This is a genomic window from Paraburkholderia terricola, assembly GCF_900142195.1.
GTDB classification, from domain to species: domain Bacteria; phylum Pseudomonadota; class Gammaproteobacteria; order Burkholderiales; family Burkholderiaceae; genus Paraburkholderia; species Paraburkholderia terricola.
In genome coordinates, this window is record NZ_FRAB01000067.1 from 1 (window position 1) to 26,506 (window position 26,506).

The following is a 26,506-nucleotide window of genomic DNA, read 5'->3' on the forward strand; positions in this document are numbered from 1 at the left end:
TGTGCACACTGCTCAGCGATCTCGATGCGCCGCACGACGACAGACATGCCAGCCGTCCTAACCGGGTGTATGCACTGGGCGCACTCAAGCCCATCCTCGGCGCGTGTCTTCTGCGCATCCAGCGCTGTCTGGACGGCCTCGCCGGTGTGCTGGAAATGATCCACCAGACCCGATGCCGGATACAGCCCTCACGCTCCTATCCAAGACCACCCAGAAAAGCCAAGCCCCACTTCCATCTCGCGTACAAACTCGCTTGATGCAGCGGGGCTTAAGTTGAGAGCATTGCACCGCACCCACCCCCACGCCCCACGCTTTCCATTCCCCCACCACCATCCTAAGCTGAAGCTTCCCCATCACGATCGACAGGAATACCCATGCGCGCACAGTTCCCGCCAATTCTGGCGTTGGTGGTCGCCTGCGCGCTCGTCGCCGGTTGCGGCAGCGACCTCTCGGTCGTTCCTCCGGTCGATCCCATCGCGCAGATCATGAACAAGCCGCGCTACACGAGCGCGAAATCACAATGGTCGATGGTGGTCATGGACGCGAGCACGGGCCAGGTGCTCGACTCGCTGCAACCGGACACCCTGTTCCTGACGGGCTCGGTGCGCAAGCTGTACTCGGTGGGCACGGCGCTCGACCTGCTCGGCGCGGACCATCGCTTTCAAACGCCCGTCTACCGGAACGGCACACTCGACGCGTCCGGCAAGCTGACCGGCGACCTGATCCTCAAAGCGTCCGGCGACCTGACGTTCGGCGGACGGCAAAAACCCGACGGCACCATCGATTTCACCGACTTCGACCACAACGAGGCGCGCGGCTTTAACGGCGCAATCCTGACGCCCGAAGATCCGCTGACCGCGCTGAACGATCTGGCCGCGCAGGTTCGAGCGTCCGGCATCACGGCCGTCAGCGGCGATGTCATCGTCGATGACCGTCTGTTCGATGCGTTTCGCGTGCCGAACGGCAACGTGCTGATCTCGCCGATACTCGTCAACGAAAATCTGATCGACGTGACGCTGGCTCCGGGCGCGAGCGCGGGACAGCCCGGCGCGCTCGACTGGCGGCCACGCACCAGCGCGATGACCCTGCAGGGCACCACCATCACGACGGCGGCGCAAAGCGGGGGCGGCGCAGTGGGCGCGGCGGACATCGTCGTATCCGGCGACGCGTTCGATGCAGGGCCGCTCAGTTGTCTGGCTGCGCCCGGCTGCACGGCAACCGTGTCGGGCGAGGCCGGCCTCGGCTCGCCGGCGTCGATTTCTCTCGGCTACGTGTCGCCGCTTGTCGGCAACCCTCTGTACGTGAGCAATCTGCGCGTCGAGGATCCGCCTTCCTTTGCCCGCACGGCATTCATCGATGCATTGGCGCGGGCCGGCGTGACGGTGTCGGCGCCCGCCGTGCAGCGCAACGCGTCGGCCCGTTTGCCCTCGGCGCAAACCTACTCGGCCGCCACACAGGTCGCGAGCTTCACGTCCCTACCCTATTCGGAGCTCTCGAAACTGATCCTGAAGGTGAGCCTGAACACGGGCGCAAACCTGAGCCTGATGTATCAGGGTCTTGCGCAAGGCGTCAGAACCGTGGGTGACGCGCTCTCCACCGAGCGCAAGTATCTGACGGGCACGCTCGGCCTCGACGGTGCGGGCTTCGACTTTCCGAGCAATGGCAGCGGCACGCCCGACAGCCGCGCGACGGCCCGCACGACGGCGACGCTGCTGACCACGATGAGCCGCCGGCCGATCCAGGCGGCGTATCGGAACGCGCTGCCGATTCTCGGCGTCGACGGTTCCCTCGCGGCCATCGGCAACGACGTGGAAGGCAAGCAGCATATTCTCGTGAAGAGCGGCGCGACGGTCTCCAACGGCCAGATGATCGCGATGAACATGGCGGGCTACATCGACGCGAAAAGCGGACGCCGCCTCGCCTATGCGCTCTTCGTCAACAACGCCGGCCCCGTCGCCGCGCTCACCGACACGCTCGAGGTGTTCGACGACGAAGCGCGGATTCTCGGCATCGTCTATGCGAAATACTGAGCGGGCAAGCAACGTAAAGCGTCATTGCAGCTTCCACAACAGCGCCGCGATCGTGCCCTGGTCCTGGAAGACGGTCAGGATGTCCGGGATGCCCGTGATCGGCACATTGTTCACCGTCAGAAAGAACACGATCCGACGGCCGCTCTTCGCGTCGATATAACCGGCGAGCGACTGGCCTTTCAGGATCGGCGTCGTCGGCGCGGACGCGTTCACGCCGACGTAGGTGCCCGTCTTCGCGTGCACGCGGCCTTTCGCGCCGGCCAGCGTCGCGTCGGCTTCGAAGTTCGTAATCGTCGTGAGCGATCCGTCGACGCCCAGCGCGGGCATCGAATCCACATAGGCCGCGAAGTCGGGCTTCGAGCGCATGCCGCGCAGCATCGCGACGACGGCGATGCCGTTCGCGGTCGTGTCGCCGCCGCCGCTTCCGTCGATGAAGTGATACTGGCTCGGCGAAATGCCGAATGTCGACGACAGCTCGCTCTGCTCCGCCGCGAGCGAAGCGGCCATCGTCGTCGAGCCGTTCTTCGCGAGGCCGAACAGCATCAGGCTCACGTCGGCGCCGATGTTGTAGCTGACTTTATTCACGTACCGGACGTCCTGCACGAACGGCGCGGACACCAGTCGCGCGACCTGCTGCGCGCTCGCATACGACGCTTGCGCGGGCAGCAACTGCGCGGGGTTGGCCGCGACGGGCGCGGCCGTCACCGTCACGCCCGCGCGCGTCAGCGCCTCGATGAAAATCGTGCGCGCGTAGTTGGACGGCTGGGTCACGCGGAATGTGCGGATCAACGGATACGCGTCCGTCAGAGGCGGCACGAAGTCCGCCGGCACCGTTCCGCTCACCGTGCCCACGCAATTCGCCGAGCCGATGCACGGCGGCAGCTCAGGAACGAGTTCGATGTCGAGCGCCGACGCCGCACCGCCGGTCTTCAGCGTCGATTGCACGGTGAACGCCGCCGATTTCGGACGGTAGTCGAACGGCAGGACCGCGCCTTCCGCACTCTGATTGAACGAGACATCGACGACGTCGTCGTTGACGAAGATCGGCCGCACCTCGAACTCGTCGCGAAAGTTGAACGGCTGGAAGAGCCGGTCGTCGATCACGACATCGCCGTTGATCGTCTTGATGCCCGCGGCGGCCACCTGTGCCGCCAGCGAGTTGTACCCGGCGAGCGGATCGAGCGCGGACAGCACCGCATTGCCGAGCGCGTTGGCTTCGTTGTGGTCGAAACTGGTGAGCGCGATCGTGCCGTCGGCGTTTGCGCGGCCGCCCATCGTCAGATCGCCGCTTGCCACCAGAATCAGATTGCCGTTGAGCGTGCCGTCCGCGGCGACCGTGCCCTGCCGATAGACCGGCGTCACGAACTGGTGCTGTGCGCCGAGCGCGTTGAGCGCGTTGCCGGTCGAAAAGACCTTGCGCACCGACGCGATGAACATCTGCGAGCTGGAGTTGAGATCGTAGATCACGCGCCCGGAGTCGAGATCGACCGCCTGCATCGACCACGTTGCATCCTTGTACGCGGATTTTTGCATCACCTGCGTGATCGGATCGGGAACATTCGTGTTCGAGTCGAGCGAATCGCCGCACGAGGCCAGCAGAAATGCGCTTGCAATCACGGCGCAGCGTTTGCACTGCCGGTCGATAGACGCGTTCATCACAGGTCTCCAGATTTGGTGTTGTCTTTGTCGTTCGAAAAGCTCGCACGAAGTGTCGAAGCCGGCGATCTGTCCGCTGTGCCGCGTTTCGGTTCTCGCCAGGCAACGCTCGCTAAGCAACTATAGAACGTAGTTCGCGGGATGCATGCAGTTAATGCATGCATTGCGATTAGGCAAAGGCAATTGACCGAAAAAGGAGAGACGAGCCGCGACGCGCACGATCGTTCGCGCTTCCTGCCAGGCGTGAAATTCAGGGCAAGTGGTTACCTGAAAATCGCCGGAATCGGTCATTTCATAAATCCACCTGCGGGCCTAATCTTCACTCACCGCATCACTGAATGCGTCCAACCGACCCAAGGAGTGAATCATGGAACAACGCCTCGACTTCTACAAAGCCAACCCCGCCGCGATCAAGGCGCTGATGGGCGTCGAACAGCAGGTGGGCAAATCGGCGCTCGAAAAATCGCTGACCGAACTGGTCCGTCTGCGCGCGTCGCAGATCAACGGTTGCGCCTATTGCGTCGACATGCACACCACGGACGCCCGCAAGGGCGGCGAAAGCGAACGGCGTCTCGCGACCGTCGTGGTGTGGCGCGAAACGCCGTTCTTCACGGATCGCGAACGCGCGGCGCTCGAATGGACCGAAGCGCTCACGCTGGTTTCGCACGAGCACGTGCCCGATGCGGTATGGCAAGCCGTGCGCCCGCATTTCAGCGACGAGGAACTGGTCGACCTGACGCTGCTGATCTCGGCAATCAACGCGTGGAACCGTTTCGCGATCGGCTTCCGCAAGCTGCCCGAGTGAGCGCCGGCGCACCGACAGGAAATCACGACGCTCGCCCAAGCTTGTCCAGGAGTCACACGATGAAACTACCCACACTGATCGCGCTTGCCGCTCTTTCGCTCGCGGCGAGCGTGCAGCCCGCCTTCGCCGCCGATGCGCCTGCCACGCGGGAAACGGTCACGCCCGCTTTCGCCGAGGCGATTGCGAACGTCCCCGGCAAGACGATGACGGCGCTGGTGGTCGAGTATGTGCCGGGCGGCAAGTCCGCGCCGCACCGGCATGGACAGGCTTTCGTGGTTGCTTATGTGCTCTCGGGCGCGATTCGCAGCCGCATCGATAACGGCGAGGAGCGCGTCTTTCACGCGGGCGAATCGTGGACCGAGAAGCCCGGCGCGCATCACATGGTCAGCGAGAACGCGAGCGACACCGAACCGGCGAAGCTGCTGGCGATCTTCGTGGCCGACACGAAGGACAAGAACCTCGTCACGTTCGACAAGAAGTGAACGCGCAACGACGAGCGCCGGGCGACAGCGCTAGAACTTCGGATGACATTCGAAATTCACTGAGGACGCGTGCGTCGTCATCACTTCCACGCCGCTCACCGTTTCGTTCATGACACGGCTCTGCATGCCGCGACGCTCGCAGTAGTCGCGCGCCTCGCTCACTGCGTGCTCGTGCGCGCGGGCCCAGGCCATCCGCCCGCCCGTCGCGCTCGCGGCCACCGTATAGGTGCCGGGTTTGTCGGTGGCGACCACGTCGGTGGCGGACGCGCATCCGGCGAGCGAAGCGCCCAGCGCCACAGCCATCATGAGGTTGCGCAAGCGGTCGGAGAACGGGCTTCGCCGTCGAGGCCCGCCCGCTGCACCGTCCTTGTCGGGCATGCGGGCTGAGAAAACGTTGAACATGTATCACCTGCGCTATTAGCCGATTTTCGTTTCGAAATTATCGCCAATCGTGCGCGAGAGATCAGCCCCGCCCTCCGAAAACACTGTTGCGCTCGACTGAACAATCGTCGGCGTAGCGCTGTCGGATCGCGCGCGCGTCGCCTGTCGTGTGGGACACGCGGGTATAGAATCGAATGATCAAAGTGGAGGTCGCCATGCGAGCGAACTACCCGTTGAACCGATTGAAATGCGCCGCGAGTCCGGTTGCGGCGAGTGCGCTGTGCGTTGCAGTCGTCGCACTCGTCGCACTGGGCGCCGCGGGTTGCAAGGCGCCCGGCTCGAACGTCACCCCGAAAACCACGGTCGATGCCGCGCCCGCGCCACCCGCGTTGCGCGCGGAGCCGGCCATGCACCCTGAATGGAAGAACGCCGCGGCCTTCAAGGCGCTCGCTGTCGGAAGCCGGGTATGAAGGGCGACAGATCCATCATCTGTCGCGCATCAATGCCGTAGACCGAGTCGAAGTCGCGGAGCCGAATGAGCCACGTTCATCGGCAAGTGCTGCAACGGTCCGAGGCGTCGTCTCACCTCACGGCGCACCACCGGCGCTTGCCGGCGCAGCCGGCAGCGCATTGGCCGGGCTGCCCGCATCGGGCGGGGTCACGTCGTCCGGCGTGGGCGTCGGCGCCAATGCCGGTTCGCCGCCGCCACGCACCTCGCCATCGACCGCCCCGCTCGCGGGCCTCGGCGCGGATGACGGCGCGGAAAGCAGCGGCGGTTGCGGCACTTCGCGCGGCTCAGTCAATGCACCGGATGCACCCGACGCGCCGGACGCCGCCGAAGCACCGGACACACCCAACGCAGCACTCGCCGCAGACCCGCCAGGCGCACGGCGCGCCGGCTCGTGCCGCACCACCGGCGCCTCGCTCTGACCCGGCGACGCCGCGAACAGATGCTCGAACCACGCCCGCAGCCGGTCGGTGCGCTCGGCAAACCAGCCTGGCGCCTGCTCGGTCTCGAACCTCACGCGAGTATCGACCAGCTTCGAGCGTTGCGCGCGCTGGAAGAAATCGCCGACGATCGGCAGCGCGCTATGCGCCCCCTGCCCCCAGTAGTCGCTGCGCAAGGTCACGCGGCTGTCGTTGAACCCGACCCACGCGCCCGCCACGAGTTGCGGATGAATCAGGATGAACCAGCCGTCCGCATTGCCCTGGGTCGTGCCCGTCTTGCCCGCGACGTCGCCGCGCACGCCGAAGCGGCTGCGAATGCTCGACCCCGTGCCGCGGCTCACGACGTCGCGCATCACGTCGACGAGCGTGCGCGCGGCGTCGGCGGACAGTTCCTGTCTGGGCGCCGCGGGCGCGAACTCGGCCAGCACCTCGCCGTTGCGATCCTCGATGCGCGTGACCATCACCGGCTCCACGTAGCCGCCCAGGTTGGCGATCGTGCCGTAAGCCGACACCATTTCCTTCAGCGTGACGGGGCTCGTGCCGAGCGCGAGCGACGGCACCGCATCGAGCGTGCTGTCGCGCACGCCCATCGCGCGCGCCAGTCTCGCGACCTTGGTCGGACCGACCGTCTCCATCAGTTGCGCGGTGATGCGGTTGCGCGAAAAAGCGAGGCCGTCGCGCAGGCTGATGGCGCGTTCGCTCGGTTCGTCCTCGTCGCTCGGACGCCAGATTTCGCCGCCGGCCAGCGCGATTTCCACGGGCTTGTCGGGCAGCGTGTCGGTCGGCTTCGCGCCGCTTTCGAAGGCCGCGGCGTAGACGAACGGCTTGAAGGTCGACCCCGGCTGACGCCGCGCCTGCTGAACGTGATCGAACGGGTCCTGGCTGAAGTCGCGGCTGCCGACCCACGCCTTGATCTGGCCGTTGCGCGGGTCCATCGCGAGAAAGTCGGCCTGCACGCGGGTTTTGCTCTCGCACAGCGCCTGCACGAGGTGATGGTCGGACGAAAAGCGCTTCAACGCGTCCTCGTCGGTCATGCCCGCGTCTTTCGCGGCGCGATACTCGGGCGTTTCGCGCAGGAACGTTGGCAACAGGTCCCGGCCGTTCGCGCAACCGGCGCGCGTGCCCCACGCCGAGTTCGCGATGCCCTGCAACTGGTTGCCCTGCAGAATCACCGCCTGGGTCGCCATCGTCTGCAAGCGCGAATCGATGGTGGTGCGCACCACCAGCCCATCGGAATAGATGTTGTAGTCGTTGCGATCGGCCCAGGCCGCGAGCCACTTGCGCAATTGCTGCGCGAAATGCGGCGCGGGTCCGGGCGGCTCCGTCTGCCGCTCGAAATCGATGCGCAGCGCGCGGCGCTTGAGCGTCTCGTAGGCGGCGGGCGTGAGCTTGCCGTACTTGACCATTTGCGCGAGCACCGTGTTGCGCCGCTGCAAGGCGCGCTCGGGGTTCAGCACCGGGTTGTAGTAGCTGTTGCCCTTGAGCATGCCGGCGAGCGTCGCGCTTTCCAGCACGTTCAGTTCCGAAGCCGATTTGTCGAAGTAAGTCCGCGCGGCCATCTCGATGCCGTAGGCGTTGTAGAGAAACGGCACGGTATTCAGGTAGGTTTCGAGGATTTCGTCCTTGGTGTAGAGCGCCTCGATCTTGAACGCCGTGATCGCTTCCTTGAGCTTGCGGGTCAGCGTCGGCGCGCGGCCGATTTCGTCGGGATAGAGATTGCGCGCGAGCTGCTGCGTGATGGTCGAGCCGCCCTGGCGGTCGCCGGAAAACGTATGCAGCGCGGCCGAGGCCGTGCGCCGCCAGTCGAGCCCGAAATGCTGATAGAAGCGATGGTCTTCGGTGGCGATCAGCGCGTTCACCACATTCGGCGAGATGTCCTTGAGCTTGACCCACTCGCGGTTCGACGGCTTGAATTCGGCCAGCAGCTTGCCGTCCGCCGACAGGATTTGCGCGGGCTGCTCGCTCTTCGCCTTGCGGATGTCGCCGATGCCAGGCGTGAACGGAATCAGGATCAGCACGTAGAGAAGCAGCAGCACCGGTAGCGCGGCGCAAGCCCTTGCCACGCCGCGGCGGGTGGGATGCCGCACATGCCACCAGGTCCCGGCGACCAGCGGGTTCGCGAGGGTCAGCCCTTTGTCGAGGGTCTGTAGGAATCGGTTGATCAGGCGCGTCACACTGGCTTACCGTCTGCTTGGAAAGGCTGAATCCTACCAAGATGCGAGCCGTCAGCCGATTTTTGCGCCGGTTCTTGCAACCCCTGGCGTGCCCGCCCAAGCGCCGCGCCGGCAAAAATCGAGGCCCACTATAATGTCGCCAATTCCGACAAGAGGTGCTTCATGATCATCAAACCGCGCGTGCGTGGCTTCATTTGCGTATCTACTCATCCGGCCGGCTGCGAAGCCAACGTCAAGGAGCAGATCGACTACGTCAAGGCACGCGGCGCCATCGTCAACGGGCCGAAGAAGGTGCTCGTGATCGGCGCATCCACCGGCTACGGCCTCGCCGCGCGCATCAGCGCCGCGTTCGGTTCGGACGCCGCCACCCTCGGCGTGTTCTTCGAGCGCGCCGGCAGCGAAGTCAAACCGGGCACGGCGGGCTGGTACAACACCGCCGCCTTCGAGAAATTCGCCCACGCGCAAGGCCTGTACGCGACGAGCATCAACGGCGACGCGTTCTCCGACGCGGTCAAGGCGCGCACCATCGAAATCATCAAGCGCGATCTCGGCCAGGTCGATCTGGTCGTCTACAGCCTCGCCGCGCCCAAGCGCACGCATCCGAAAACCGGCGAGGTGTTCAGCTCCACGCTCAAGCCGGTCGGCAAGGCGATCGCGCTGCGCGGCATCGACACCGACAAGGAAGTCGTCAAGGAAACGGTTCTCGAACCCGCCACGCAAGCCGAGATCGACAACACCGTCGCGGTGATGGGCGGCGAGGACTGGCAGATGTGGATCGACGCGCTGCTCGAGGCCGGCGTGCTCGCCGACGGCGCGCAGACCACCGCGTTCACCTACCTCGGCGAAAAGATCACGCACGACATCTACTGGAACGGCTCGATCGGCGCCGCCAAGAAGGATCTCGACCAGAAGGTGCTCGGCATCCGCGAGAAACTGGCGGCCAGCGGCGGCGACGCGCGCGTCTCGGTGCTCAAGGCGGTGGTCACGCAGGCCAGTTCCGCGATTCCGATGATGCCGCTGTATCTGTCGCTGCTCTTCAAGGTGATGAAGGAGAAAAGCACGCACGAAGGCTGCATCGAGCAGGTCTACGGTCTGTACAGGGACAGCATGTACGGCGACGCGCCGCGCATCGATGAAGAAGGCCGTCTGCGCGCGGATGACAAGGAGCTCGATCCCGAGGTGCAAGCGCGCGTTCAGGAACTGTGGGGCCAGGTGACGAGCGACAACATCTACCAGCTCACCGACTTCAGCGGCTACAAGACCGATTTTCTGCGTCTGTTCGGATTCGAGATCGCGGGCGTGGACTATGAAACCGATGTGAATCCCGACGTGCCGATCCCGAAGCTCGTGCAAATGTAAGGTGATGCGCGGCGCACCAGCGGGCCAGGCACACCCAGGCACACCCGGCGCGCTAGTTCACCCTGCACGACTGCGCCACGTAGCCGTCCACCGCGCGCATCACGCGCGCTTCCAGCGCCGCGGCGTCGCGTTCGTCACGCTCGCCCGCGGCGTCGATCATGCCGCGCACGATCGCCAGCAGATCGCGCGCCACCAGGCTCGCATCGTCCAATTCGGGCGCACCGGGCTTCACGGTGAGCGCGCCGACGAGCGCCGCCTGAATCAGGTCGGCCAGCCGCGCTTCGCGCTCGCCGAGCGGCAAGCGGCGCTCCTCGAAATCGATCAGACGCGCGAGCACCGGCCGGCGCATCTGATGGGCGACCGACGCGCGCACCATCGCCAGCACGCTGTCGCGCGAATGCTCCAACCGCGCCGCCGCCTCGATATCCGCCACCAGTTGCGCGGTTTCGCGCTCGATCAGCGCGACCGTCAGCGCATCGCGATTCGGAAAGTATTGATAGAGCGAACCGATGCTGACGCCGGCACGCTCCGCGATCGCGTTCGTCGTGCAGGCGGCCAGCCCGCGCGTTTCGAGAATGCGGGCCGCCGCTTCGAGCACGGCTTCGACGGTGCGCGCCGAACGCTGTTGAACCGGAGACTTGCGGGGCTTCAGGCGCTGCGCGGCGGGTGATTTGGGCATGGGAAAAACGAGGCGTCAATGTGAACGATGGCTCGTATTCTAAAAGCCGAGCGCGGGTCCGGCGCGCGCGAATTGCGAACGATGATCGGTGGCTTGCTGCGAATACAAATGGACGCGGGAGAAAGCCGCAGCCCGCCGCGCCGCGCGCTGTGCGTGCGGCCCTTATACCGTCCGTTTGCAGGTTCGAATCCGCGGCTCAGGGCGTGCCGTTCCGGCAATACTCGCGAAAGCCCTCGCGCGTGGCGAGCCGCTCCATGTACGCCGCGACAGCGCGAAAATCGTCGTGCCGCAATGGCGTTTCGAGCCAACGGTTAACCGACAGCGCAATCGGAATATCGGCGAGCGAGAACGACGGCCCCGCGATGAACGCGCCGGTGAATTCGAGTTGCCGCTCGACGATCGCCATATGACGCGTCCAGTTAGCCCACGACACATCGACCTCCCGCGGATCCTGATGAGCCGGAGAACGCCGCACCATCGCGAGAAACGCGTAGCTCCATGAGCGGTTCAGTTCGCTTGCCTGCCAGTCGATCCATTGATCGCACTTCGCGCGCTCACAAGGATCGGCCGGATAAAGCGCCTCGCCGTGATAGCGGCCCGCCAGATAACGGATGATCGAATTGGATTCCCACAGCACGAACTCGCCGTCCTTGATGACAGGAACCATGCCGTTGGGATTGAGCGCGAGAAATTCGGGGACATGGGTCGCACGAAAGCCCGAGCCCCAGTCTTCCTGTTCGAATGGAAGCCCGAGCTCCGCGCAGGTCCACAGCACTTTGCGGACATTGATGGATGAGGTCTTGCCGAGTATTTGCAGCATGGGACTCGTAGCGTAGCGCCTGCCTGCGAGAACGCACAGGGGCAGTGGGTTGGCTGCGCACCAGGCCAGTTCGCCGCGCGGGTTTCGCGCGCGGCGGCGTCGAACGATAACGTCGAACGATGAGCTAGTCCTCGATCGGGTCCGGGTCGCCGAGCGCCGCGTCGATTTGCCGGCGCGCCTCGTCGAACGCGGCGCCGATCGCGGCGGCGCCGCGATACGGCGAGCGCGCAAGGTGCGGCGCGCTCCAGTCGGTGCCGTCGTCGGGAAGCGGATGCTCCTTGCCGGGTTCGATGCGCGTGGTGACCGACGAGCCGCCGGCCGGATCGTCCTCGGCCAGCACCGTGACGACGAAGCCGCGATGGGTGTGGACTTCCTGCATGGCGATTCTCCTTCGCTCGCGTTTAAGCGGACAACGACATCGAGCAGCAACCCGCATTCCCGGCCGCGCAAAACAACGGAATGACGAAACAGCGAACGAAACAGCGAACGAAACGACGCACCACGTCGCCCCGTCGCGCCCACCCAGCGACGCATCAATGCGACGCCACGAAAATCGTGCCCGGCGCGGGCGGCGCAACGGCGAAGCTCCTGCGCATCCGCTGCGCCTCTTCCACCGGACTGCGCCCGAACAAACGCTTGAACTCGCGGCTGAACTGCGAGGCGCTTTCGTATCCCACCTGGACGCATGCGAGCGCCGCTGTCATCTCGTTCCTCACCATCAGAAGACGCGCCTGATGAAGCCGCGTCGACTTCAGATATTGCATCGGCGAAGTGCGCGTCACCGCCTTGAAGTGCGAATGAAACGTGGGCACGCTCATGTTCGCCTCCAGCGCCAGTTGCTCCACGTCGAGCGGTTCGCGATAGCACGCGTGAATCTTGCGGATCACCTTGGCGATTCTCGCGAATTGCCCCTGCGCGGTGAGCGCGGCGCGCATCGATCCGCCCTGCTCGCCGGTCAGCACATGAAAGTAGATTTCGCGCACCAGCGCGGGGCCGAGCAATTCGGCTTCCAGCTGCACGCTCATCGCTTCGAGAAAACGCAGCACCGAGGCGCTCAGCCTCGCATCGAGCGGCGTCGACATCATGCCGCGCGGCTTGGCCGGCGCGCCGGCTGCCCTGTCGCCGAGTTGCAGCATCAACTCGGCCGCGACCTGGAAATCGAGCCGGAAATAGATGGCGAGCAAGGGCTCGGCCTCGCTCGCCTCGGTCTCCATCGAAAACGGCACCGGCACCGAGACGGCCAGATAGTGCTGTGCGTCGTACACGTAGACCGTGTCGCCCAGAAAGCCCCGCTTGCGCCCCTGGCAGACGATCACGATGCCGGGGTCGTAGAGAACGGGCGTGCGGCGAAGCGGCCGGTTCGAGCGCAGAAAGCGCACGTCGGGCAGCGCGGTGAGGTTGTAGCCTTCGAGCGGCGCGAGCCTTTCGAGCAACGCCACCATGCGTTGCCGCGCCGGATCATTGTGTTTGAGCATCACGTCTGAGGAGCGCGAGGAGTGCGCCGGATTGCGCCGGATTGCGCCTGATTGCGAGCCGGATTGGAACGTGCCGCTAGCGTGCCACCGGCGCGCCGAAAAATCCATGCACTCATACGATCAGGCAAGCACCGCAGACGAACCGGCATTCGCGTGCGCCGCCGGCGCGCCTACCATTCAGCCTCGGGCCGGGTTCCGCCGACGCCATGCGTTTTCGCCCGAAAGCGCCTTCACACCACCTGAAATAAAGGAGTGCAACACCATGAGCAAAACGTTTCTGATCACCGGCGTCAGTTCCGGTTTCGGCCACGCGTTCGCGCAAGCGGCGCTCGATGCGGGTCATACGGTCGCCGGCACGGTACGGAATCGCGCGGCGCGGGACGCGTTCGAGGCGCTCGCGCCCGGGCGCGCGCACGCCACCGTTCTCGACGTGACGGATTTCGACGCGATCGCCCCCGCCGTCGCGACGCTCGCCGAAACCGTCGGCGCGCTCGACGTGCTCGTCAACAACGCGGGATACGGGCACGAAGGCACGCTGGAAGAGTCGCCGCTCGACGATCTGCGCCGTCAATTCGACGTCAACGTGTTCGGCGCGGTGGCGATGATCAAGGCCGTGCTGCCCGGCATGCGCGAGCGCCGCTCGGGCCATATCGTCAATATCACGTCGATGGGCGGCTTCATCACCATGCCGGGCATCGCGTACTACTGCGGCAGCAAGTTCGCGCTCGAAGGCATCTCCGAGGCGCTGGCGAAAGAGGTCGCGAGCTTCGGCGTCAAGGTCACGGCGGTTGCACCCGGCTCGTTCCGCACGGATTGGGCCGGACGCTCGATGGTCCGCGCGGGCCGGAGCATCGCCGATTACGACGCCGTATTCGACCCGGTCCGCGCGGCGCGCGAGGCGAAAAGCGGCAAGCAGGCGGGCGATCCGCGCAAAGCCGCGCAAGCGCTGCTGGAGATCGTGACGGCGCCCAATCCGCCCGTGCATCTGCTGCTCGGCAACGACGCCGTCGAGTTGGTCACGGCGAAGCTGGCGGCGCTGGGCGCGGAGATCGGGACGTGGGCAGCGCTGTCACGCTCGACCGATTTCTCGTGAGCGCGCCTTGCCCTCGCCGTTTCGAGTTTTCCGCAGCGCAACAGCCAGGGTACGTCACGAATTGCCGGGCGTGAATTCTGCGTGATATTGTTGGATACAAGCGCAGGACGGCGCCCGCCGCCCTCACCGGAATGCAAATTACAGCAGCGAGCGTCGCCATGAGTGATGTACGCCATCATCTGAGTCCACGTGACCGTTTGGAGCTGTTGTGCTGGCTCACATGCGGGAGCCTCGGCGCCTACTACCTGAATGAAGACTGGCCCGACGCGGCGTTCCACGTGCAGGCCGCCCACAAGTGGCTCGACCGCCGCTCGCGGGAGGCGGACTGGCTGAGCATCGCGAGGCTGTCGGCGCTGGCGCTCGAAATCGCGAGGCGCCACGCAAGGTTCGTGGACGCGGAGTGGGCGCGCGACGCGGTCGAGGAAATTCTCGACACCGACGAACTCGATCCGCAAGCCCGGCTGGTCCGCCAGGTGTTGGCGGACTGCCAGAGCGCCCTCGCGGACAAGCGCATCGCCGATTGATCCCTCTTCACGCGCTCGCCAGCCGTTCATCCAGAACGGCCGCGGCTCGCTGCACGTTCGGCTCCACGATCATGTCGCCGTGTCCGCCCGACACCTCGGCGACCACCAGACCGCCGCGCGCGATGCTGCGCCATAACGGCATCGGGTCGCCCCGCTCCCGCTCCGCAATCGCCGCGCGCAGATAAAGAATCGGCCCGGCCTCATAGGGACGAGGGCGATACGTCCGCATCGCCGTGCCCATCGTTTCGCGAATGCGCCGCAACGTCGGCGGCAAGCTCGCGATGAAGGGGTCCGGGCGGCGCGCGCTGCGCCCGGTGCGGCGGCGTATCCGGTCGGTCGCGTGCACCAGCTTGCCGGCCAGATAACCGGGCAGCCGGGCGGCCGGCACCGCGCGCAGTTCGCGCAACTGCCCGCCGGCCATGCGCCAGTGGTGCCGCAAGCGCACGTGCAGCGGCAGAAAATGCTCGTGCACGTAGGTATCCAGCAAGCACAGCAGTTCGATCCGCTCGCCCGCGCGCGATAGCTGCTGCGCAATCTCGAACGCCACCAGTCCGCCGAATGAGAAACCCGCGATCGCGTAAGGTCCGCTCGGCTGCACGCGGCGCATCTGCTCGACGTAGCTCGCGGCCATGTCCTCGACGCGTCGATGCATCGGCTGCTCCCCGTCCAGACCGTGCGCCTGCAAGCCATACACCGGACGCCGGCTGTGCAGCGCATTCACCAGCGTCAAACACTCCATCACCGAACCGCTCACGCTGTGCGCCAGAAAAATCGGCGTGCCCTCGCCGGCGCGCACTTGCAGCAGGATCGGCGACGACGCGGGTTGCCGCGCGCTTTCGTCGATGGCGGCGGCGAGGCGCGCGATCGTCGGGGCGATCATCAGCGTCGCCAGCGGCATCGCGCGGCCCGTGGTCTGATGGATCTCCGCGAGCATTCGCGCGGCGAGCAACGAATGGCCGCCCAGCTCGAAGAAGTTGTCGTCGCGGCCGATCGGCACGAACTCGAACAGCCGCTCCCAATGCGCCTGCACATGCTTTTCCAGCGATTCGAGCGTCTCGCCCGGCGGCGGAATCTCGCGGGTGGCGAGGCGCAGCGCGGGATGATGGCGAATCGCGTCGAGGCAGGCCGGGTTGCGCAGCGCAGCCGCATTGCCGGCGGGCAAGCCGTTGACCGCATTGCGCACCGACGCCTCGGACAGCTTGCCGTTGTGCGTGACCGGCAACTCGGCCACGGCGAGGATGCGGTCCGGCACGTGCGCGGGCGACGCGCGCCGCGCGAGGTCGTGCCGCACCCGCGCGGCCAGGGCGCCGTTCAGCACGCAACCGTCGCGCAACACCAGCAACAACACCACGCGTGGTTCGCTCGCCACGGCGCTCGAACCGTCCCCCGGCGCGACGCGCGCATGCTGCTGCACGACCATCGATTCGTGAATCTCGGGAATGTCGTTGAGGATGCGATAAATCTCACCGGGACCGACGTTGATGCCGCGCACGTTCAGCAGGCCATCCGAGCGGCCGTGCAGGCGCACGGATCCTTCGCGCGACACTTCGATCAGGTCGCCGTGCGTCCACACGCCGGGGTTGTCGGCGAAATAGGCGGCGTGAAAGCGCGCGCCGTCGGTGTCGCCGAAGAAACCGAGCGGCCGGGACGGGAACGGGTTCGCGCAGACCAACTGGCCGACGCCGTCCGTGCGCTTGCCCTGCTCCCATGCCTGAACGTCGAGTCCGAGGCTCCGGCATTGCGCCTCGCCCGCGTACACGGGCAGCGTCGGATTGCCCAGCACGAAGCAGCCGAGAATGTCCGTGCCGCCCGAGATCGATTGCAGTGGCAGGGGCTTGACGTGATCGCGCACCCACGCGAATTGCGCGTCGTACAGCACCGCGCCCGTCGACAGCATCGCCCGCAACGCGCCCAGATCGAACTGCTTGCCGGGGACGAGCCCGGCCTCCTCGCTCATTTTCAGGTACGCGGGGCTCGTGCCGAACACGGTGGCGCGCTCGTCGGCGACGAGCCGCCACAGCGTGTCGACCGTGGAAATCGGACCGTCGTAAGTCACGATCTCCACGCCCGACGCGAGCGCCGACAACTGCCAGTTCCACATCATCCACGCGCAACTGGTGTGAAAGAAGAGCCGCTCGCCGGGCCGCAGATCGCTATGCAGGCGGTGTTCCTTCAGATGCTCCAGCAGCGTGCCGCCGGCGCCGTGCACGATGCATTTAGGCTTGCCGGTGGTGCCCGACGAAAACATGATGAAAAGCGGCTCATTGAACGGGAACTGCCGCCACACGAAGCGCGCGGCGTCGCCGTTCGCGATCAGGTCGGCCATCGCATGCACGGTGGGCTTAACCCTGTCCGGCAAGCTGCCGCCGTCCAGCACGACGATATGTTGCAGCGACGGCAAGGCTGCGGCCAGCACGGCGACGTTCGCCTCCACCGGCACGCCGATGTCGAACGGCTGCGCGGCGGTGTGCGCGAACATGAAACGCGGTTCGAGCGGCTGGAAACGTTCGAGCATGGTCTCGGCGCTCATTTCCGGCGCGACGGTGGACAGCGTCGCGCCCAGCGCGGTGACGGCCAGCGCGGTCACGACCGCGTCGGCGTCGTTGCGCAGCACGCCGATCACCCGGTCGCCCTCGCCCAGGCCCAGCGCCGACAGCGCGTCGGCCAGCCGCGCCACGCGCTCGCGCAATTCGCCGCGACTCAGGTGCAGCGTGGGGCCGTTCGCGTGACAGACGGTGAGCGCGGGCATGTGCGCCGGCGCGACCGCCAGGTTCAGCAACGCGTCCGCATAATTGAGCCGCACGTGCGGAAAGAAACGCGTGTACTCGCATTCGTCGCCGATGCAGGCCGGCTCGGCGCTGCCCGACCAGTCGATATCTTCCGACCAGCGCAGCAGGAATGACCAGAAGGTCCGATAGTCGCGCACCGAGAAATCGTGCAGCGCCTGATAGTCCGCGAAGCTGCGCCCGGTGTGGCGTTCGAGCGCGCGCGTGAATGCCGTCATCTGCGAGGTCGCGGCGCGATCGGGCTGGATCTCATGGAACGATAGGCGCGATGCGGCGCTCGACGAGGCGCCGACCAGATCCATGCGATCCATCAGAAGCTCCCCCTTCAAGCGCGCGCCATCCTCGCCGGGACACGCCTCGCATGATTCGTTGCGTCGACGGAAAACCCCAATCGGACGAGTCCTGCCCGGCGCTGCCTGGGCAAGCTCTTGCGGAGCCTTCGTCTACTACTTCTGAAGGCTAATGACTGCACCGTGGTAGCTCTGTTCGACATCGCACCAACGGCACGCAATGGCATGGCGCGAGGCGCGGGGCGGCGAGGACGCCTCTACTCCTCCACTGCCGCCTTCAGGCTCAGCAACGCATGATCCCATTGCCGCGAGATCGCTTCGAGCGCGCGCCGCGCTTCGTCGAGATGAGCCGGCTCGAACGCCCACAAGCGTTCACGGCCGACCTTGACGTCGCGCACGAGGCCCGCGTTGGCGAGCACCTGCAAGTGCTGCGTGACGGACTGCCGGGTGATGTCGGTTCCGGCGGTGAGTTGCGCGATCGACATCGCGCTGCCCGCGCACAATACGGCGATCAGGCGCAGGCGCGTCTCGTCGCCGAGCGCCGCGAAAATGGGCGCGGCGCTTTTCAGCATGGCGGCCTTCAGGCTCGCCGTTTTCGACTTCACCGCCTTGGCGTTCGCGTTCGCCTTGGCGTTCGCATTCGCCTTCGCGTTCGTCTTCGTCATGGCCGCCCTGGCGGCGGCCGTCTTAACCCGCGGCGACATGCTTTTCGATATTGACTAGCTGTTGCTCCCAGCCGCCGCTATTCATACGAAACGCCTCGTCGCGGCGCGCGGCGGGAATCTGATCGAAGCCCGATTCGACGACGCGCAGCAAGGTGCCCGAATCGACCTCGGTCAGTTCGAACACGACCAGCGTGGTGGGCTCGACCGAATAGTCGACCGACACGTCGACCGCGGCCGGATGCCAGCGCCACGACAGGTGATGTTCGGGCTCGATCCGTTCCACCGTCACGTCCATGACGAGATGCTCGTAGCCCGGATAGGTGATATTGCCTTGCACGGACTGGCCGGCGACGAACTGCTTGCCGCTGAAATTCACGCCGAACCATGCGCCGAATTCCTCGGCGTTGGACAACGCGCCCCAGACGCGCGAGCGCGGCGCCTTCAGCAGAATCTGCTTTTCGATGCGATCGGTTGATGTGGTCATAGGCAGCCTCCTGCCTGCATAATAGGAGCGCGACGCGCAATATGCAAGTGCTTGCCTGCCTATTCCCTGTGTCGTTTCCGAGTGGAAACGATTGAAGGAAACGCGAACGGGAGACCACCGCTCATGCGGCCGAGGTTTTCTTCACGAAGGCATTGACCACGGCTTCCAGTTCCTTCGTGATGCCGGTCATCACGCCGGCCACCACGGCGAACTCGCGGCCGGTCACATCGGACCGGCTCGCGACGATCTGCCCGTTGAACGAGACGATATGCGCTTCCTTCGCGATCGAGCTGATCCGTTCGATCAGGTCGCGCTGCTCTTTCTTCTGCGCCCGCGCAATGCGCCGGCTTTCCTGCTCGTAGACCGCGGTCACCGCGTGCAGATGCATCAGCAGCGGGTCCACCGATCCGATCAAGGCCTTCAATGCGTCTTCGGCAGCGGGCGACGCGCGCCCGATCGCGTCGATCGCCGTCGAGGCCAGCGCGATGAAGTCGGTGATCTTTCTCGCGACTTGCTCGCCGCCGTGAAAGGCCTCGCGCAGCGCGGGAGAAAACAGTCCGGGCAAGCCGTCGCGGCCTTGCACCAGCACCGTGTGGGTGTCGGCAAAGGTGCGCAACGTGTCGCGTGCAATCGCGAGCGCGCCGTCGAACTGCTGGAACGCCAGCATCGCCTTGAGCGCGATGCGTTGCGACAACATTCGTTGACGCCCCGCCATGTTGATCAACGAGCCCAGGACCTCGCCGGAAACGTCCGTGTCGGACGGCGGCGCATGAAGCCGTTCTTTCGTGATGCTCATATTGGTTTTTTATTTTATCGATCGGCCCGTCGCGCCATCGGCATCCGCACCGCGCGAGCGTTCAACACACACTCGTCGGCGCGGATGCCCGGTTGTAATTACTCAGTGGCGTGCGCGTGAATCCCGCTGGTTTGCATCGACCACGCCATCCACGGACGGCGCAGCGCGACGATCGCGAGGAACGCGCAAGCGGCCAGCGCGCCGAACGTCGCAAAGCCCATCTGATAGCTGCCGGTGCTTTCCTTCGCGATGCCCATCACCACCGGCAGATAGAAGCCGCCGATGCCGCCCGCCGCGCCGACGATGCCCGACATCAGACCCGTGCGGCCCGCCCAGCGATGCGGGACCAGTTGGAAGGTCGCGCCGTTGCCGAGACCGAAGGCCACGTACAGGCACACCAGCAGCGTGATGCCGCCCGCCATCGAAGGCATCGCCGCGGCGAACACGAAGTCGCACAGCGAGATGATCGCGAGCAGCACGGTCAGCGCACGCACGCCGGAGACGCGGTCGGCGATCAGGCCGCCGAGCGGACGCACGATCGCGCCGGTCGCGGCGAGCAGCGCCATGAACAGGCCCGCGTCGATCTTCGAGAGTTGATAGAGGTTGGTCAGCAGCAGCGACACATACGACGACATGCCGACGAAACCGCCGAACGTGATGCTGTACACCAGCATGATCGCCCACGTGTCGCGCTCGGTCAGCACCGCGCGATAGCGCTTGGGCAGCACGGCGATGGCGAGCAGCGAGCCGATCACCGGCAGCAGCAGCACACCGGTCTTGCCCGAGCCGAACAAGCCGGCTTCGACGAGCAGCACCAGCGCGATCAAACCGACCAGCGTGATCGCGAAGCTGCCGAACGCGCGCAGCACGCTGCCCGACTTCACGCCCGCATCGTTGGCCCAGAAGTACAGCGTGATGCCGGAGATCGCGAGCAGCGGCAACGCGCCGACGGTCGCCATTTGCCAGCCGTAGTGCGTGGCCAGTTGCGGGAACATGAAGCCGTCGAGCACCGCGCCGATGTTGCCGGCCGCGGCGAGACCCAGCACCAGGCCCTGCACCTTCGGCGGATAGTTGCTGCCGGCCATCGGCAACGCGACCGCGAAGCTCGCGCCGCCCACGCCGAGGAACACGCCGAGCACCAGCAGCAACGTGTACGACGGCACGAACGGCAACAGCGGCAACACGATGGTCGGCACCGCCGACAGCAGCACGCCCATCAACGCAATGCGCTTGCCGTGCGCCGATTGATACAGATTACCCAGCGTCACGCGCAGGATCGCCGCGGACAATACCGGCACGGCAACCAGCAAACCCTGTTGCGCGGGCGACATCGAAATGCTCTTGCTGATGAACGGCGCGAGCGGTCCATACAGAACCCACACGGTAAAGCCGGTGTCGAAATAGAGGAAACACGCTACCAGTGCGCGCCAATCTCCGCTCTTTAGGGAGCTCATCACGTTTTTCATCAGACATCCTCGTCAAACTGATTGTTCACTATCCGGCTCGTTGCGCTCATTGCACTGATTGGGTTTCGAGCGCCACGCACCGGAACGATCACGATGTTGAAAACCCGCCTGAACATGCAACGTCCATGCCATCAGGGTCCCTCTTTTGATGCTGTATTGCGTGCTCTTTGAAATCGTTTTGAACTCGCTTCGGAAGCGTCTTTTAGCCGCTTAATCGCGAGTCCGCCGGCCCGCTGAACCGTCAATAAACGTCGCGCATGTAGCGCTTTTCCTGCGCGAGACGGTTCACGTAGTCGAGCGCTTTCTCGTCGCTCATGCCGCCGTGCCGCGCGACCACTTGCTTGAGCGCCGCGTCGACATCCTTGGCCATGCGGCTCGCGTCGCCGCATACGTAGAAGTGCGCGCCCTCGTCGAGCCACGCCCACAATTGCGCGCCCTGCTCGCGCATGCGGTCCTGCACGTAGATCTTTTCCGCCTGATCGCGCGAGAACGCGACATCGAGCCGGGTGAGCACGCCGCTGTCGCGCAGCGCTTCGAGTTCGTCGCGATAGTAGAAGTCGCTCGCCGCATGTTGCTCGCCGAAGAACAGCCAGTTGCGCCCCTTGTCGCCGCGTGCACGGCGCTCGTGCAGAAAGCCGCGAAACGGTGCAACGCCGGTGCCGGGGCCGACCATGATCATCGGCGTGTCGGCGTGGTGCGGAGGACGAAAATGCGCGGACTTCTGCACGAACACCGGCACGTTCACGTCGCCCGCACGGTCGGCGAGAAAGGTCGACGACACGCCTTTGCGATGACGGCGGCCATTGCTGTAGCGCACCGCGGAAACGGTCAGATGCACCTCGCCCGGATGGGCCTTCGGGCTCGACGCGATCGAGTACAGACGCGGCTGCAAACGCTTGAGCATGCCGGTCAATTCGGCGGCCGTGAGGCTCACGGGAAATTCGTGCAGCACGTCGGCGAGCTGCTGTCCCCATAGCCATTGCTTGAGGTCGGCCTTGCGCTCGGGCGTCAGCAGATCGCGCAGCGCGCCGTTGCTGCTGCGCGAGGCGATGAAGGCGAGCGCATCGGGATTCGGGCGTGCGATCTCATAGTGCTTGCCGAGCGCGTCGGCAAGACGCAGGTCGCCCGCGCCCGGCACGTGCACCGAAGCCTCCGCGCTCAGGCCGCTCAGCGCGATCAATTCGTCGACGAGCTCGGGGCAATTGCTCGGCCATACGCCGAGCGCGTCGCCCGCTTCGTATTCGAGGCCGGAGCCCTCGGTGCTCAGCGAGAAGTAGCGCGTATCCTTCGCGGTGCCCGGCTTGTTCAGGCGCAGGTTCGTGACGAGCCGCGATGCGGCCGGGCGCGTCTTGGTCGGCACCGCGCCCGGCACCACCGCATTGATCATGCCGCCCGGCGGCACCGCATGCAGCGCGGCATCTTCTTCGTTGATGCGCACGATGATGCGTTCGAGCCACGCGTCGGCGCTCTCCTGATACTCGCTGTCGCAATCGACGCGCTCCATCAGACGCAGCGCGCCCTGTTCCGCGAGACGTTCGTCGAGCCGGCGGCCGTGGCCGCAGAATTGATCGTAGTTGCGGTCGCCGAGCGCGAGCACGGCAAAGCGCACGCCGTCGAGACGCGGCGCGTTCGCGGCGCTCAATTGCGTCCACAAACTTTGCGCGTTGTCGGGCGGATCGCCGTCGCCGAACGTGCTCGTCATCAGCAGCACGTATTGCGCCTTGGCGAGCGACGCGAGCGGATAGTCGGCCATGCACGAGGTGCGAATCTCGAAGCGCGATTCCATCAAACGCGTGGCGTAGCGCTCCGTGAGCGATTCGGTGTTGCCGGTTTGCGAGGCCCACAGCAGCGTCACCTTCGGACGCGCGCGCACGATGCGCACGCCCGACGAATGCGCGGCGTCCGCGTGAGCCTCGGCGCGTGCGGCGGCCGGCTTCGCGACAGCCGTCGCGCCACGGCTATAGAGTCCCGCGAGCAAGCCGTCCACATAGAGGCGGCTCGTCGCGCCGAACGGCGCGCTGCCCGGCAGAACCGGCACCTGGTCGATGCCTTGCGCTTCCGCCGAACGCAGTCCGCTGACGAAGCCCGAGAGGTAGGCGCGCTCTGTTTCGGTGAACGACGGCGCGCTCACTTGCGGCAACTGCAGCAGGCTGGTGATGGCATTGATACGGGGCATATCCAGATCCTCGGCGCGGGCCGTCACGGCGTTCGCGGGCGCGGCACTCGCGGCGCTCATGTCACCGGCAACGCTCATCGCGACGGCGGACGTTTCGGCAAGCGCCTCGTCGTCGCCGGTCGACATCGGCTCGGCGCGATCGAGCGCCACTGGGCTCAGCGCGACCGCGCAGAACTTGAGTTCGGGCTGCTGCGAAACCGGGTCGATCGCGTCGCTCGTCACCGCGTTGATGCACAGGTCGTCGCCGAACACGTCGTTCCAGTGCATCGGCGCAAAGCAGTTGCCCGCGCTCACGCGTTCGCTGACGACCGCGGGCAACACCGCGCGGCCACGGCGCGAACGAATCTCGACCGGATCTTTCTGCTTGATGCCGAGCGCGGCCGCGTCTTCGGGATGAATCTCGACGAACGGACCGGGGTTCAGCTTGTTGAGCATCGCGACCTTGCCGGTCTTGGTCATGGTGTGCCATTGATGCTGCAAGCGGCCCGTGTTCAACACGATCGGGAATTCGCGATCGGGCAATTCGGCGGGCGCCGCATGGGCGCGCGCGAAAAACCTGGCCTTGCCGCTCGCGGTCGGAAACACGAGCCGCGGACGGCTGCCGTCGGGCCATTGCTTCAACGGCTGGCTCACGCCGTCGTTGATATAGCGAAGCGGATTGCGCTCGACCGCGTCGTCGGCGAGCGGCCATTGCAGCGGCGTTTGCTTCAGACGGCGATGGCTCGCGCCGCGCAAGTCGTAGCCGGTTGTCGGATTCGACGCGCGCGTGATTTCCGCGAACACTTCCTCGGCGCTCGCATAGGTGAACGCATCGGCGAAACCCATTTCGCACGCGACGCGCGCGATGATCTGCCAGTCCGGCAACGCGGCGCCCGGCGGCTCGATGCCCTTTTGCATCAGCGTGAGGTTGCGTTCGGAGTTGATCATCACGCCTTCCGCCTCGGCCCACAGCGCGCCGGGCAACAGCACGTCGGCATAGCGGTTGGTCTCGGTGTCGAGGAACGCGTCCTGCGCGATCACCAGTTCGGCGGCGCGCAAGCCGGTGATCGCGTTCTGCCGGTTCGCCACGCTCGCCACCGGATTCGTGCAGATGATCCAGCACGCCTTGATGTCGCCCGCGGCCATGCGCGTGAACATGTCGATCGTGCCGTTGCCGACTTCGGTCCTGAGCGTGCCGGGCGCGATGCCCCACAGGTTCTCGATAAACGCGCGGTCTTCGTCGACCAGCACCGAGCGCTGACCGGGCAAGCCCGGCCCCATGTAGCCCATTTCGCGGCCGCCCATCGCGTTCGGCTGGCCCGTCAGCGAAAACGGCCCGCTGCCGCGGCGGCAGATCTTGCCGGTCGCGAGATGCAGGTTGCAGATCGCGTTGGTGTGCCACGTGCCATGCGTGCTTTGATTCAGACCCATGGTCCAGCAGCTCATCCACTCGCGCGAGGCGCCGATCATCTGCGCCGCGCGGCGAATATCCTCGGCGGCGAGACCCGTGAGGTCCGCGACTTTCTCCGGCGTGTAGTCGGAGAGAAACGCGGGCATCGCGTCCCAGCCTTCGGTGTGTTCGGCGATGAAAGCCGCATCCGTATGGCCGTTTTCGTGCAGCAGATGCAGCAGGCCGTTGAGCAGCGCGAGATCGGTGCCCGGCTTGATCCTCAGGAACAGGTCGGCTTTCTCGGCGGTCGCATTGCGGCGCGGATCGACCACGATCAGCTTCGCGCCCGCCTTCACGCGATCCATCATGCGCAGGAACAGAATCGGGTGACAGTCGGCCATATTCGCGCCGATCACGAAGAACAGGTCGGCGTGGTCGATGTCCTCGTACGATCCCGGCGGACCGTCCGCGCCCAGCGAGAGCTTGTAGCCGCTGCCCGCGCTCGCCATGCAAAGGCGCGAATTCGACTCGATGTTATTGGTGCGGATGAAGCCCTTGGCGAGCTTGTTGACGAGGTACTGCGCTTCGATCGACATCTGGCCGGACACGTAGAACGACAGCGCGTCCGGTCCATGCTCGTCGAGCAGGCCGCGCAAGCGCGCCGCCGTGGTGCTGATCGCCTGCGCCATCGGCAGCGGCGCGGGGTCCTGGTCGCGCGCATGACGCACGAACGCGTCTTCGAGACGCCCCGACTTGCGCAACGCGACGTGCGCCGACTGGCCCTTCGTGCACAGACGCCCGAAGTTGGCCGGATGCTCCTTGTCGCCGGAGATCTTCACGACCTGGCCGTCCTCGACGTGCAGCACCATGCCGCAGCCAACGCCGCAGTAAGGGCACACGGTTTTTACGCTAGTGGAGGACATGGCAAATGGCGTCGTTCGAAAGAAAGAGGAAACAGGAAACAGGAAATCGGCACGCTCAAACCGCGACCCACACCTGGCCGTCTTCCACCCGCGTCGCGAACGCGCTGACGGAATACTCCGGTGATTCGAGGCATTCGCCGGTGCGCAGATCGAAGTGATGCTTGTAGATCGGCGAGGCGACCACGATGCGTTCGCCGAGGCTGCCGATCAGGCCGCGCGACAGCACCGCCGCCTGCGAGCCCGGATCGAAGTTTTCGATCGCGTACACGGCGGTGTCCTCCTCATGCCTGTTCACGTGAAATACCGCCACCTGTTCGCCGTTGACGAGCGCGCAGACGCCCGTGTTCGGAACGATGTCGTCGAGGGTGCAGATCGGTGTCCAGGCGCGCGGCAGGCGGTCGTTGTTCATCGCGGAACTCCTCAGTGAATGAGAAAAATGAGTGGGGTAAAAAATCAGACCGTCTCGACAACCACGGGAATCGACACCAGCTTCGCTTGCCGTTCGACCGGCGTCGCGGGACGGATCTGCCCGCGCTCCTCGACGAACGTCACCGTGTTGTCGGCCTGATCGCTGTTGACGAAATGGCGGAAGCGCTTGCGCGTTTCAGGATCGGTCACGGCCTTCTTCCATTCGCATTCGTAGGTCTCGACCACGTGCCGCATGTCCGATTCCAGTTCCGCCGCCACGCCCAGGTGATCGTTGACCACCACGTCGATCAGATAGTCGAGGCCGCCTTCGAGGCTCTCGCGCCACACGCTGGTGCGTTGCAGACGATCGGCGGTGCGCACGTAGAACATCAGGAAGCGGTCGATGTAGCGCACCAGCGTTTCGCGATCGAGATCCGACGCGAGCAGTTCCGCGTGGCGCGGCTTCATGCCGCCGTTGCCGCACACGTAGAGGTTCCAGCCCTTCTCGGTCGCGATCACGCCGACGTCCTTGCCCTGCGCTTCCGCGCATTCGCGGGTGCAGCCCGACACGCCGAACTTGATCTTGTGCGGCGTGCGCAGGCCCTTGTAGCGGTTCTCCAGCTCGACCGCGAGGCCCACCGAATCGCCGACGCCATAACGGCACCACGTCGAGCCCACGCACGACTTCACGGTGCGCAGCGCCTTGCCGTATGCATG

21 protein-coding genes and 2 pseudogenes are annotated in these 26,506 nt (G+C 65.6%); 8 read left to right on the forward strand and 15 right to left on the reverse strand.

What is annotated here, in order from left to right; all coding sequences use genetic code 11:
- Both BUE39_RS35790 and BUE39_RS31665 read left to right on the forward strand, forming a co-directional pair.
- Positions 1-257: pseudogene (locus tag BUE39_RS35790) on the forward strand (IS4 family transposase); the annotation flags it as partial.
- Between the two features lie 117 nt (positions 258-374).
- Positions 375-2,030 carry a D-alanyl-D-alanine carboxypeptidase/D-alanyl-D-alanine-endopeptidase gene (locus BUE39_RS31665; RefSeq protein WP_073432568.1) on the forward strand — a complete coding sequence of 552 codons (1,656 nt, stop codon included), beginning with the start codon at positions 375-377 and terminating at the stop codon, positions 2,028-2,030.
- A gap of 21 nt (positions 2,031-2,051) precedes the next feature.
- On the opposite strand, the gene BUE39_RS31670 is transcribed toward BUE39_RS31665, so the two are convergent.
- The gene (locus BUE39_RS31670; protein ID WP_073432569.1) at positions 2,052-3,686 is read right to left on the reverse strand and encodes a D-alanyl-D-alanine carboxypeptidase/D-alanyl-D-alanine-endopeptidase; all 1,635 of its coding nucleotides are present in this window, start codon (positions 3,684-3,686) and stop codon (positions 2,052-2,054) included.
- A gap of 367 nt (positions 3,687-4,053) precedes the next feature.
- Between BUE39_RS31670 and BUE39_RS31675 the strand changes: the two genes are divergently transcribed.
- Together BUE39_RS31675 and BUE39_RS31680 are read left to right on the forward strand one after the other, a co-directional pair.
- Complete coding sequence (locus BUE39_RS31675) at positions 4,054-4,491, forward strand: carboxymuconolactone decarboxylase family protein (protein ID WP_073432570.1); 438 nt, start codon at positions 4,054-4,056, stop codon at positions 4,489-4,491.
- Positions 4,492-4,550: 59 nt separating this feature from the next.
- Positions 4,551-4,973, forward strand: coding sequence for a cupin domain-containing protein (locus BUE39_RS31680; RefSeq protein ID WP_073432571.1), 423 nt, complete (start codon positions 4,551-4,553; stop codon positions 4,971-4,973).
- Positions 4,974-5,003: 30 nt separating this feature from the next.
- On the opposite strand, the gene BUE39_RS31685 is transcribed toward BUE39_RS31680, so the two are convergent.
- Positions 5,004-5,279, reverse strand: a complete 276-nt coding sequence (locus BUE39_RS31685) for a hypothetical protein (RefSeq protein WP_143326608.1) — start codon at positions 5,277-5,279, stop codon at positions 5,004-5,006.
- A 290-nt stretch (positions 5,280-5,569) separates the two neighbouring features.
- Between BUE39_RS31685 and BUE39_RS34625 the strand changes: the two genes are divergently transcribed.
- The gene (locus BUE39_RS34625) at positions 5,570-5,824 is read left to right on the forward strand and encodes a hypothetical protein (RefSeq protein ID WP_143032034.1); all 255 of its coding nucleotides are present in this window, start codon (positions 5,570-5,572) and stop codon (positions 5,822-5,824) included.
- 117 nt (positions 5,825-5,941) lie between these two features.
- Here the strand turns inward: BUE39_RS34625 and BUE39_RS31695 are convergent, their stop codons facing one another.
- Positions 5,942-8,476 (reverse strand): penicillin-binding protein 1A, encoded by a 2,535-nt coding sequence (locus BUE39_RS31695; protein WP_073432573.1) that lies wholly within the window; start codon positions 8,474-8,476, stop codon positions 5,942-5,944.
- A 162-nt stretch (positions 8,477-8,638) separates the two neighbouring features.
- Between BUE39_RS31695 and fabV the strand changes: the two genes are divergently transcribed.
- The gene (fabV, locus tag BUE39_RS31700) at positions 8,639-9,835 is read left to right on the forward strand and encodes an enoyl-ACP reductase FabV (protein ID WP_073432574.1); all 1,197 of its coding nucleotides are present in this window, start codon (positions 8,639-8,641) and stop codon (positions 9,833-9,835) included.
- Between the two features lie 52 nt (positions 9,836-9,887).
- On the opposite strand, the gene BUE39_RS31705 is transcribed toward fabV, so the two are convergent.
- From BUE39_RS31705 to BUE39_RS31720, 4 genes are all read right to left on the reverse strand, one after another.
- Positions 9,888-10,514: a TetR/AcrR family transcriptional regulator gene (locus tag BUE39_RS31705; RefSeq protein ID WP_073432575.1), complete on the reverse strand. Its 627-nt coding sequence runs from the start codon at positions 10,512-10,514 to the stop codon at positions 9,888-9,890.
- Positions 10,515-10,710: 196 nt separating this feature from the next.
- The gene (locus tag BUE39_RS31710; protein WP_073432576.1) at positions 10,711-11,334 is read right to left on the reverse strand and encodes a glutathione S-transferase family protein; all 624 of its coding nucleotides are present in this window, start codon (positions 11,332-11,334) and stop codon (positions 10,711-10,713) included.
- Positions 11,335-11,458: 124 nt separating this feature from the next.
- Positions 11,459-11,713 carry a hypothetical protein gene (locus BUE39_RS31715; RefSeq protein ID WP_073432577.1) on the reverse strand — a complete coding sequence of 85 codons (255 nt, stop codon included), beginning with the start codon at positions 11,711-11,713 and terminating at the stop codon, positions 11,459-11,461.
- 154 nt (positions 11,714-11,867) lie between these two features.
- Positions 11,868-12,812: an AraC family transcriptional regulator gene (locus BUE39_RS31720; protein WP_090518880.1), complete on the reverse strand. Its 945-nt coding sequence runs from the start codon at positions 12,810-12,812 to the stop codon at positions 11,868-11,870.
- Between the two features lie 259 nt (positions 12,813-13,071).
- Here BUE39_RS31720 and BUE39_RS31725 point away from each other — a divergent pair, with 259 nt between their 5' ends.
- Together BUE39_RS31725 and BUE39_RS31730 are read left to right on the forward strand one after the other, a co-directional pair.
- Positions 13,072-13,902, forward strand: coding sequence for an oxidoreductase (locus tag BUE39_RS31725; protein ID WP_073432578.1), 831 nt, complete (start codon positions 13,072-13,074; stop codon positions 13,900-13,902).
- Positions 13,903-14,060: 158 nt separating this feature from the next.
- Entirely contained in the window at positions 14,061-14,426 is a 366-nt protein-coding gene (locus tag BUE39_RS31730) for a hypothetical protein (RefSeq protein WP_073432579.1), read from the forward strand.
- A 7-nt stretch (positions 14,427-14,433) separates the two neighbouring features.
- Here the strand turns inward: BUE39_RS31730 and BUE39_RS31735 are convergent, their stop codons facing one another.
- From BUE39_RS31735 to BUE39_RS31770, 8 genes and pseudogenes are all read right to left on the reverse strand, one after another.
- Complete coding sequence (locus BUE39_RS31735) at positions 14,434-17,523, reverse strand: acetoacetate--CoA ligase (protein WP_073432580.1); 3,090 nt, start codon at positions 17,521-17,523, stop codon at positions 14,434-14,436.
- 236 nt (positions 17,524-17,759) lie between these two features.
- Positions 17,760-18,074, reverse strand: a complete 315-nt coding sequence (locus BUE39_RS31740; RefSeq protein WP_073432588.1) for an ArsR/SmtB family transcription factor — start codon at positions 18,072-18,074, stop codon at positions 17,760-17,762.
- 115 nt (positions 18,075-18,189) lie between these two features.
- Entirely contained in the window at positions 18,190-18,651 is a 462-nt protein-coding gene (locus BUE39_RS31745) for an SRPBCC family protein (protein ID WP_073432581.1), read from the reverse strand.
- Positions 18,652-18,772: 121 nt separating this feature from the next.
- Complete coding sequence (locus BUE39_RS31750) at positions 18,773-19,447, reverse strand: type IV pili methyl-accepting chemotaxis transducer N-terminal domain-containing protein (RefSeq protein WP_073432582.1); 675 nt, start codon at positions 19,445-19,447, stop codon at positions 18,773-18,775.
- A 98-nt stretch (positions 19,448-19,545) separates the two neighbouring features.
- Positions 19,546-20,913: an MFS transporter gene (locus tag BUE39_RS31755; protein ID WP_073432583.1), complete on the reverse strand. Its 1,368-nt coding sequence runs from the start codon at positions 20,911-20,913 to the stop codon at positions 19,546-19,548.
- A 241-nt stretch (positions 20,914-21,154) separates the two neighbouring features.
- Positions 21,155-25,381 (reverse strand): bifunctional nitrate reductase/sulfite reductase flavoprotein subunit alpha, encoded by a 4,227-nt coding sequence (locus BUE39_RS31760; protein ID WP_073432584.1) that lies wholly within the window; start codon positions 25,379-25,381, stop codon positions 21,155-21,157.
- Positions 25,382-25,436: 55 nt separating this feature from the next.
- Entirely contained in the window at positions 25,437-25,790 is a 354-nt protein-coding gene (gene nirD / locus BUE39_RS31765) for a nitrite reductase small subunit NirD (RefSeq protein WP_073432585.1), read from the reverse strand.
- A gap of 44 nt (positions 25,791-25,834) precedes the next feature.
- Positions 25,835-26,506: pseudogene (locus BUE39_RS31770) on the reverse strand (nitrite reductase (NAD(P)H)); the annotation flags it as partial.

Coding starts and splice junctions, on each gene's coding strand:
- BUE39_RS31705 (WP_073432575.1), bottom strand. CDS start 10,514: ATGCCCAAATCACCCGCCGCGCAGCGCCTGAAGCCCCGCAAGTCTCCG.
- BUE39_RS31710 (WP_073432576.1), bottom strand. CDS start 11,334: ATGCTGCAAATACTCGGCAAGACCTCATCCATCAATGTCCGCAAAGTG.
- BUE39_RS31745 (WP_073432581.1), bottom strand. CDS start 18,651: ATGACCACATCAACCGATCGCATCGAAAAGCAGATTCTGCTGAAGGCG.
- BUE39_RS34625 (WP_143032034.1), top strand. CDS start 5,570: ATGCGAGCGAACTACCCGTTGAACCGATTGAAATGCGCCGCGAGTCCG.
- nirD (WP_073432585.1), bottom strand. CDS start 25,790: ATGAACAACGACCGCCTGCCGCGCGCCTGGACACCGATCTGCACCCTC.
- BUE39_RS31670 (WP_073432569.1), bottom strand. CDS start 3,686: ATGAACGCGTCTATCGACCGGCAGTGCAAACGCTGCGCCGTGATTGCA.
- BUE39_RS31725 (WP_073432578.1), top strand. CDS start 13,072: ATGAGCAAAACGTTTCTGATCACCGGCGTCAGTTCCGGTTTCGGCCAC.
- fabV (WP_073432574.1), top strand. CDS start 8,639: ATGATCATCAAACCGCGCGTGCGTGGCTTCATTTGCGTATCTACTCAT.
- BUE39_RS31685 (WP_143326608.1), bottom strand. CDS start 5,279: ATGATGGCTGTGGCGCTGGGCGCTTCGCTCGCCGGATGCGCGTCCGCC.
- BUE39_RS31665 (WP_073432568.1), top strand. CDS start 375: ATGCGCGCACAGTTCCCGCCAATTCTGGCGTTGGTGGTCGCCTGCGCG.
- BUE39_RS31755 (WP_073432583.1), bottom strand. CDS start 20,913: ATGAAAAACGTGATGAGCTCCCTAAAGAGCGGAGATTGGCGCGCACTG.
- BUE39_RS31730 (WP_073432579.1), top strand. CDS start 14,061: ATGAGTGATGTACGCCATCATCTGAGTCCACGTGACCGTTTGGAGCTG.
- BUE39_RS31750 (WP_073432582.1), bottom strand. CDS start 19,447: ATGAGCATCACGAAAGAACGGCTTCATGCGCCGCCGTCCGACACGGAC.
- BUE39_RS31715 (WP_073432577.1), bottom strand. CDS start 11,713: ATGCAGGAAGTCCACACCCATCGCGGCTTCGTCGTCACGGTGCTGGCC.
- BUE39_RS31735 (WP_073432580.1), bottom strand. CDS start 17,523: ATGGATCGCATGGATCTGGTCGGCGCCTCGTCGAGCGCCGCATCGCGC.
- BUE39_RS31760 (WP_073432584.1), bottom strand. CDS start 25,381: ATGTCCTCCACTAGCGTAAAAACCGTGTGCCCTTACTGCGGCGTTGGC.
- BUE39_RS31680 (WP_073432571.1), top strand. CDS start 4,551: ATGAAACTACCCACACTGATCGCGCTTGCCGCTCTTTCGCTCGCGGCG.
- BUE39_RS31740 (WP_073432588.1), bottom strand. CDS start 18,074: ATGCTGAAAAGCGCCGCGCCCATTTTCGCGGCGCTCGGCGACGAGACG.
- BUE39_RS31675 (WP_073432570.1), top strand. CDS start 4,054: ATGGAACAACGCCTCGACTTCTACAAAGCCAACCCCGCCGCGATCAAG.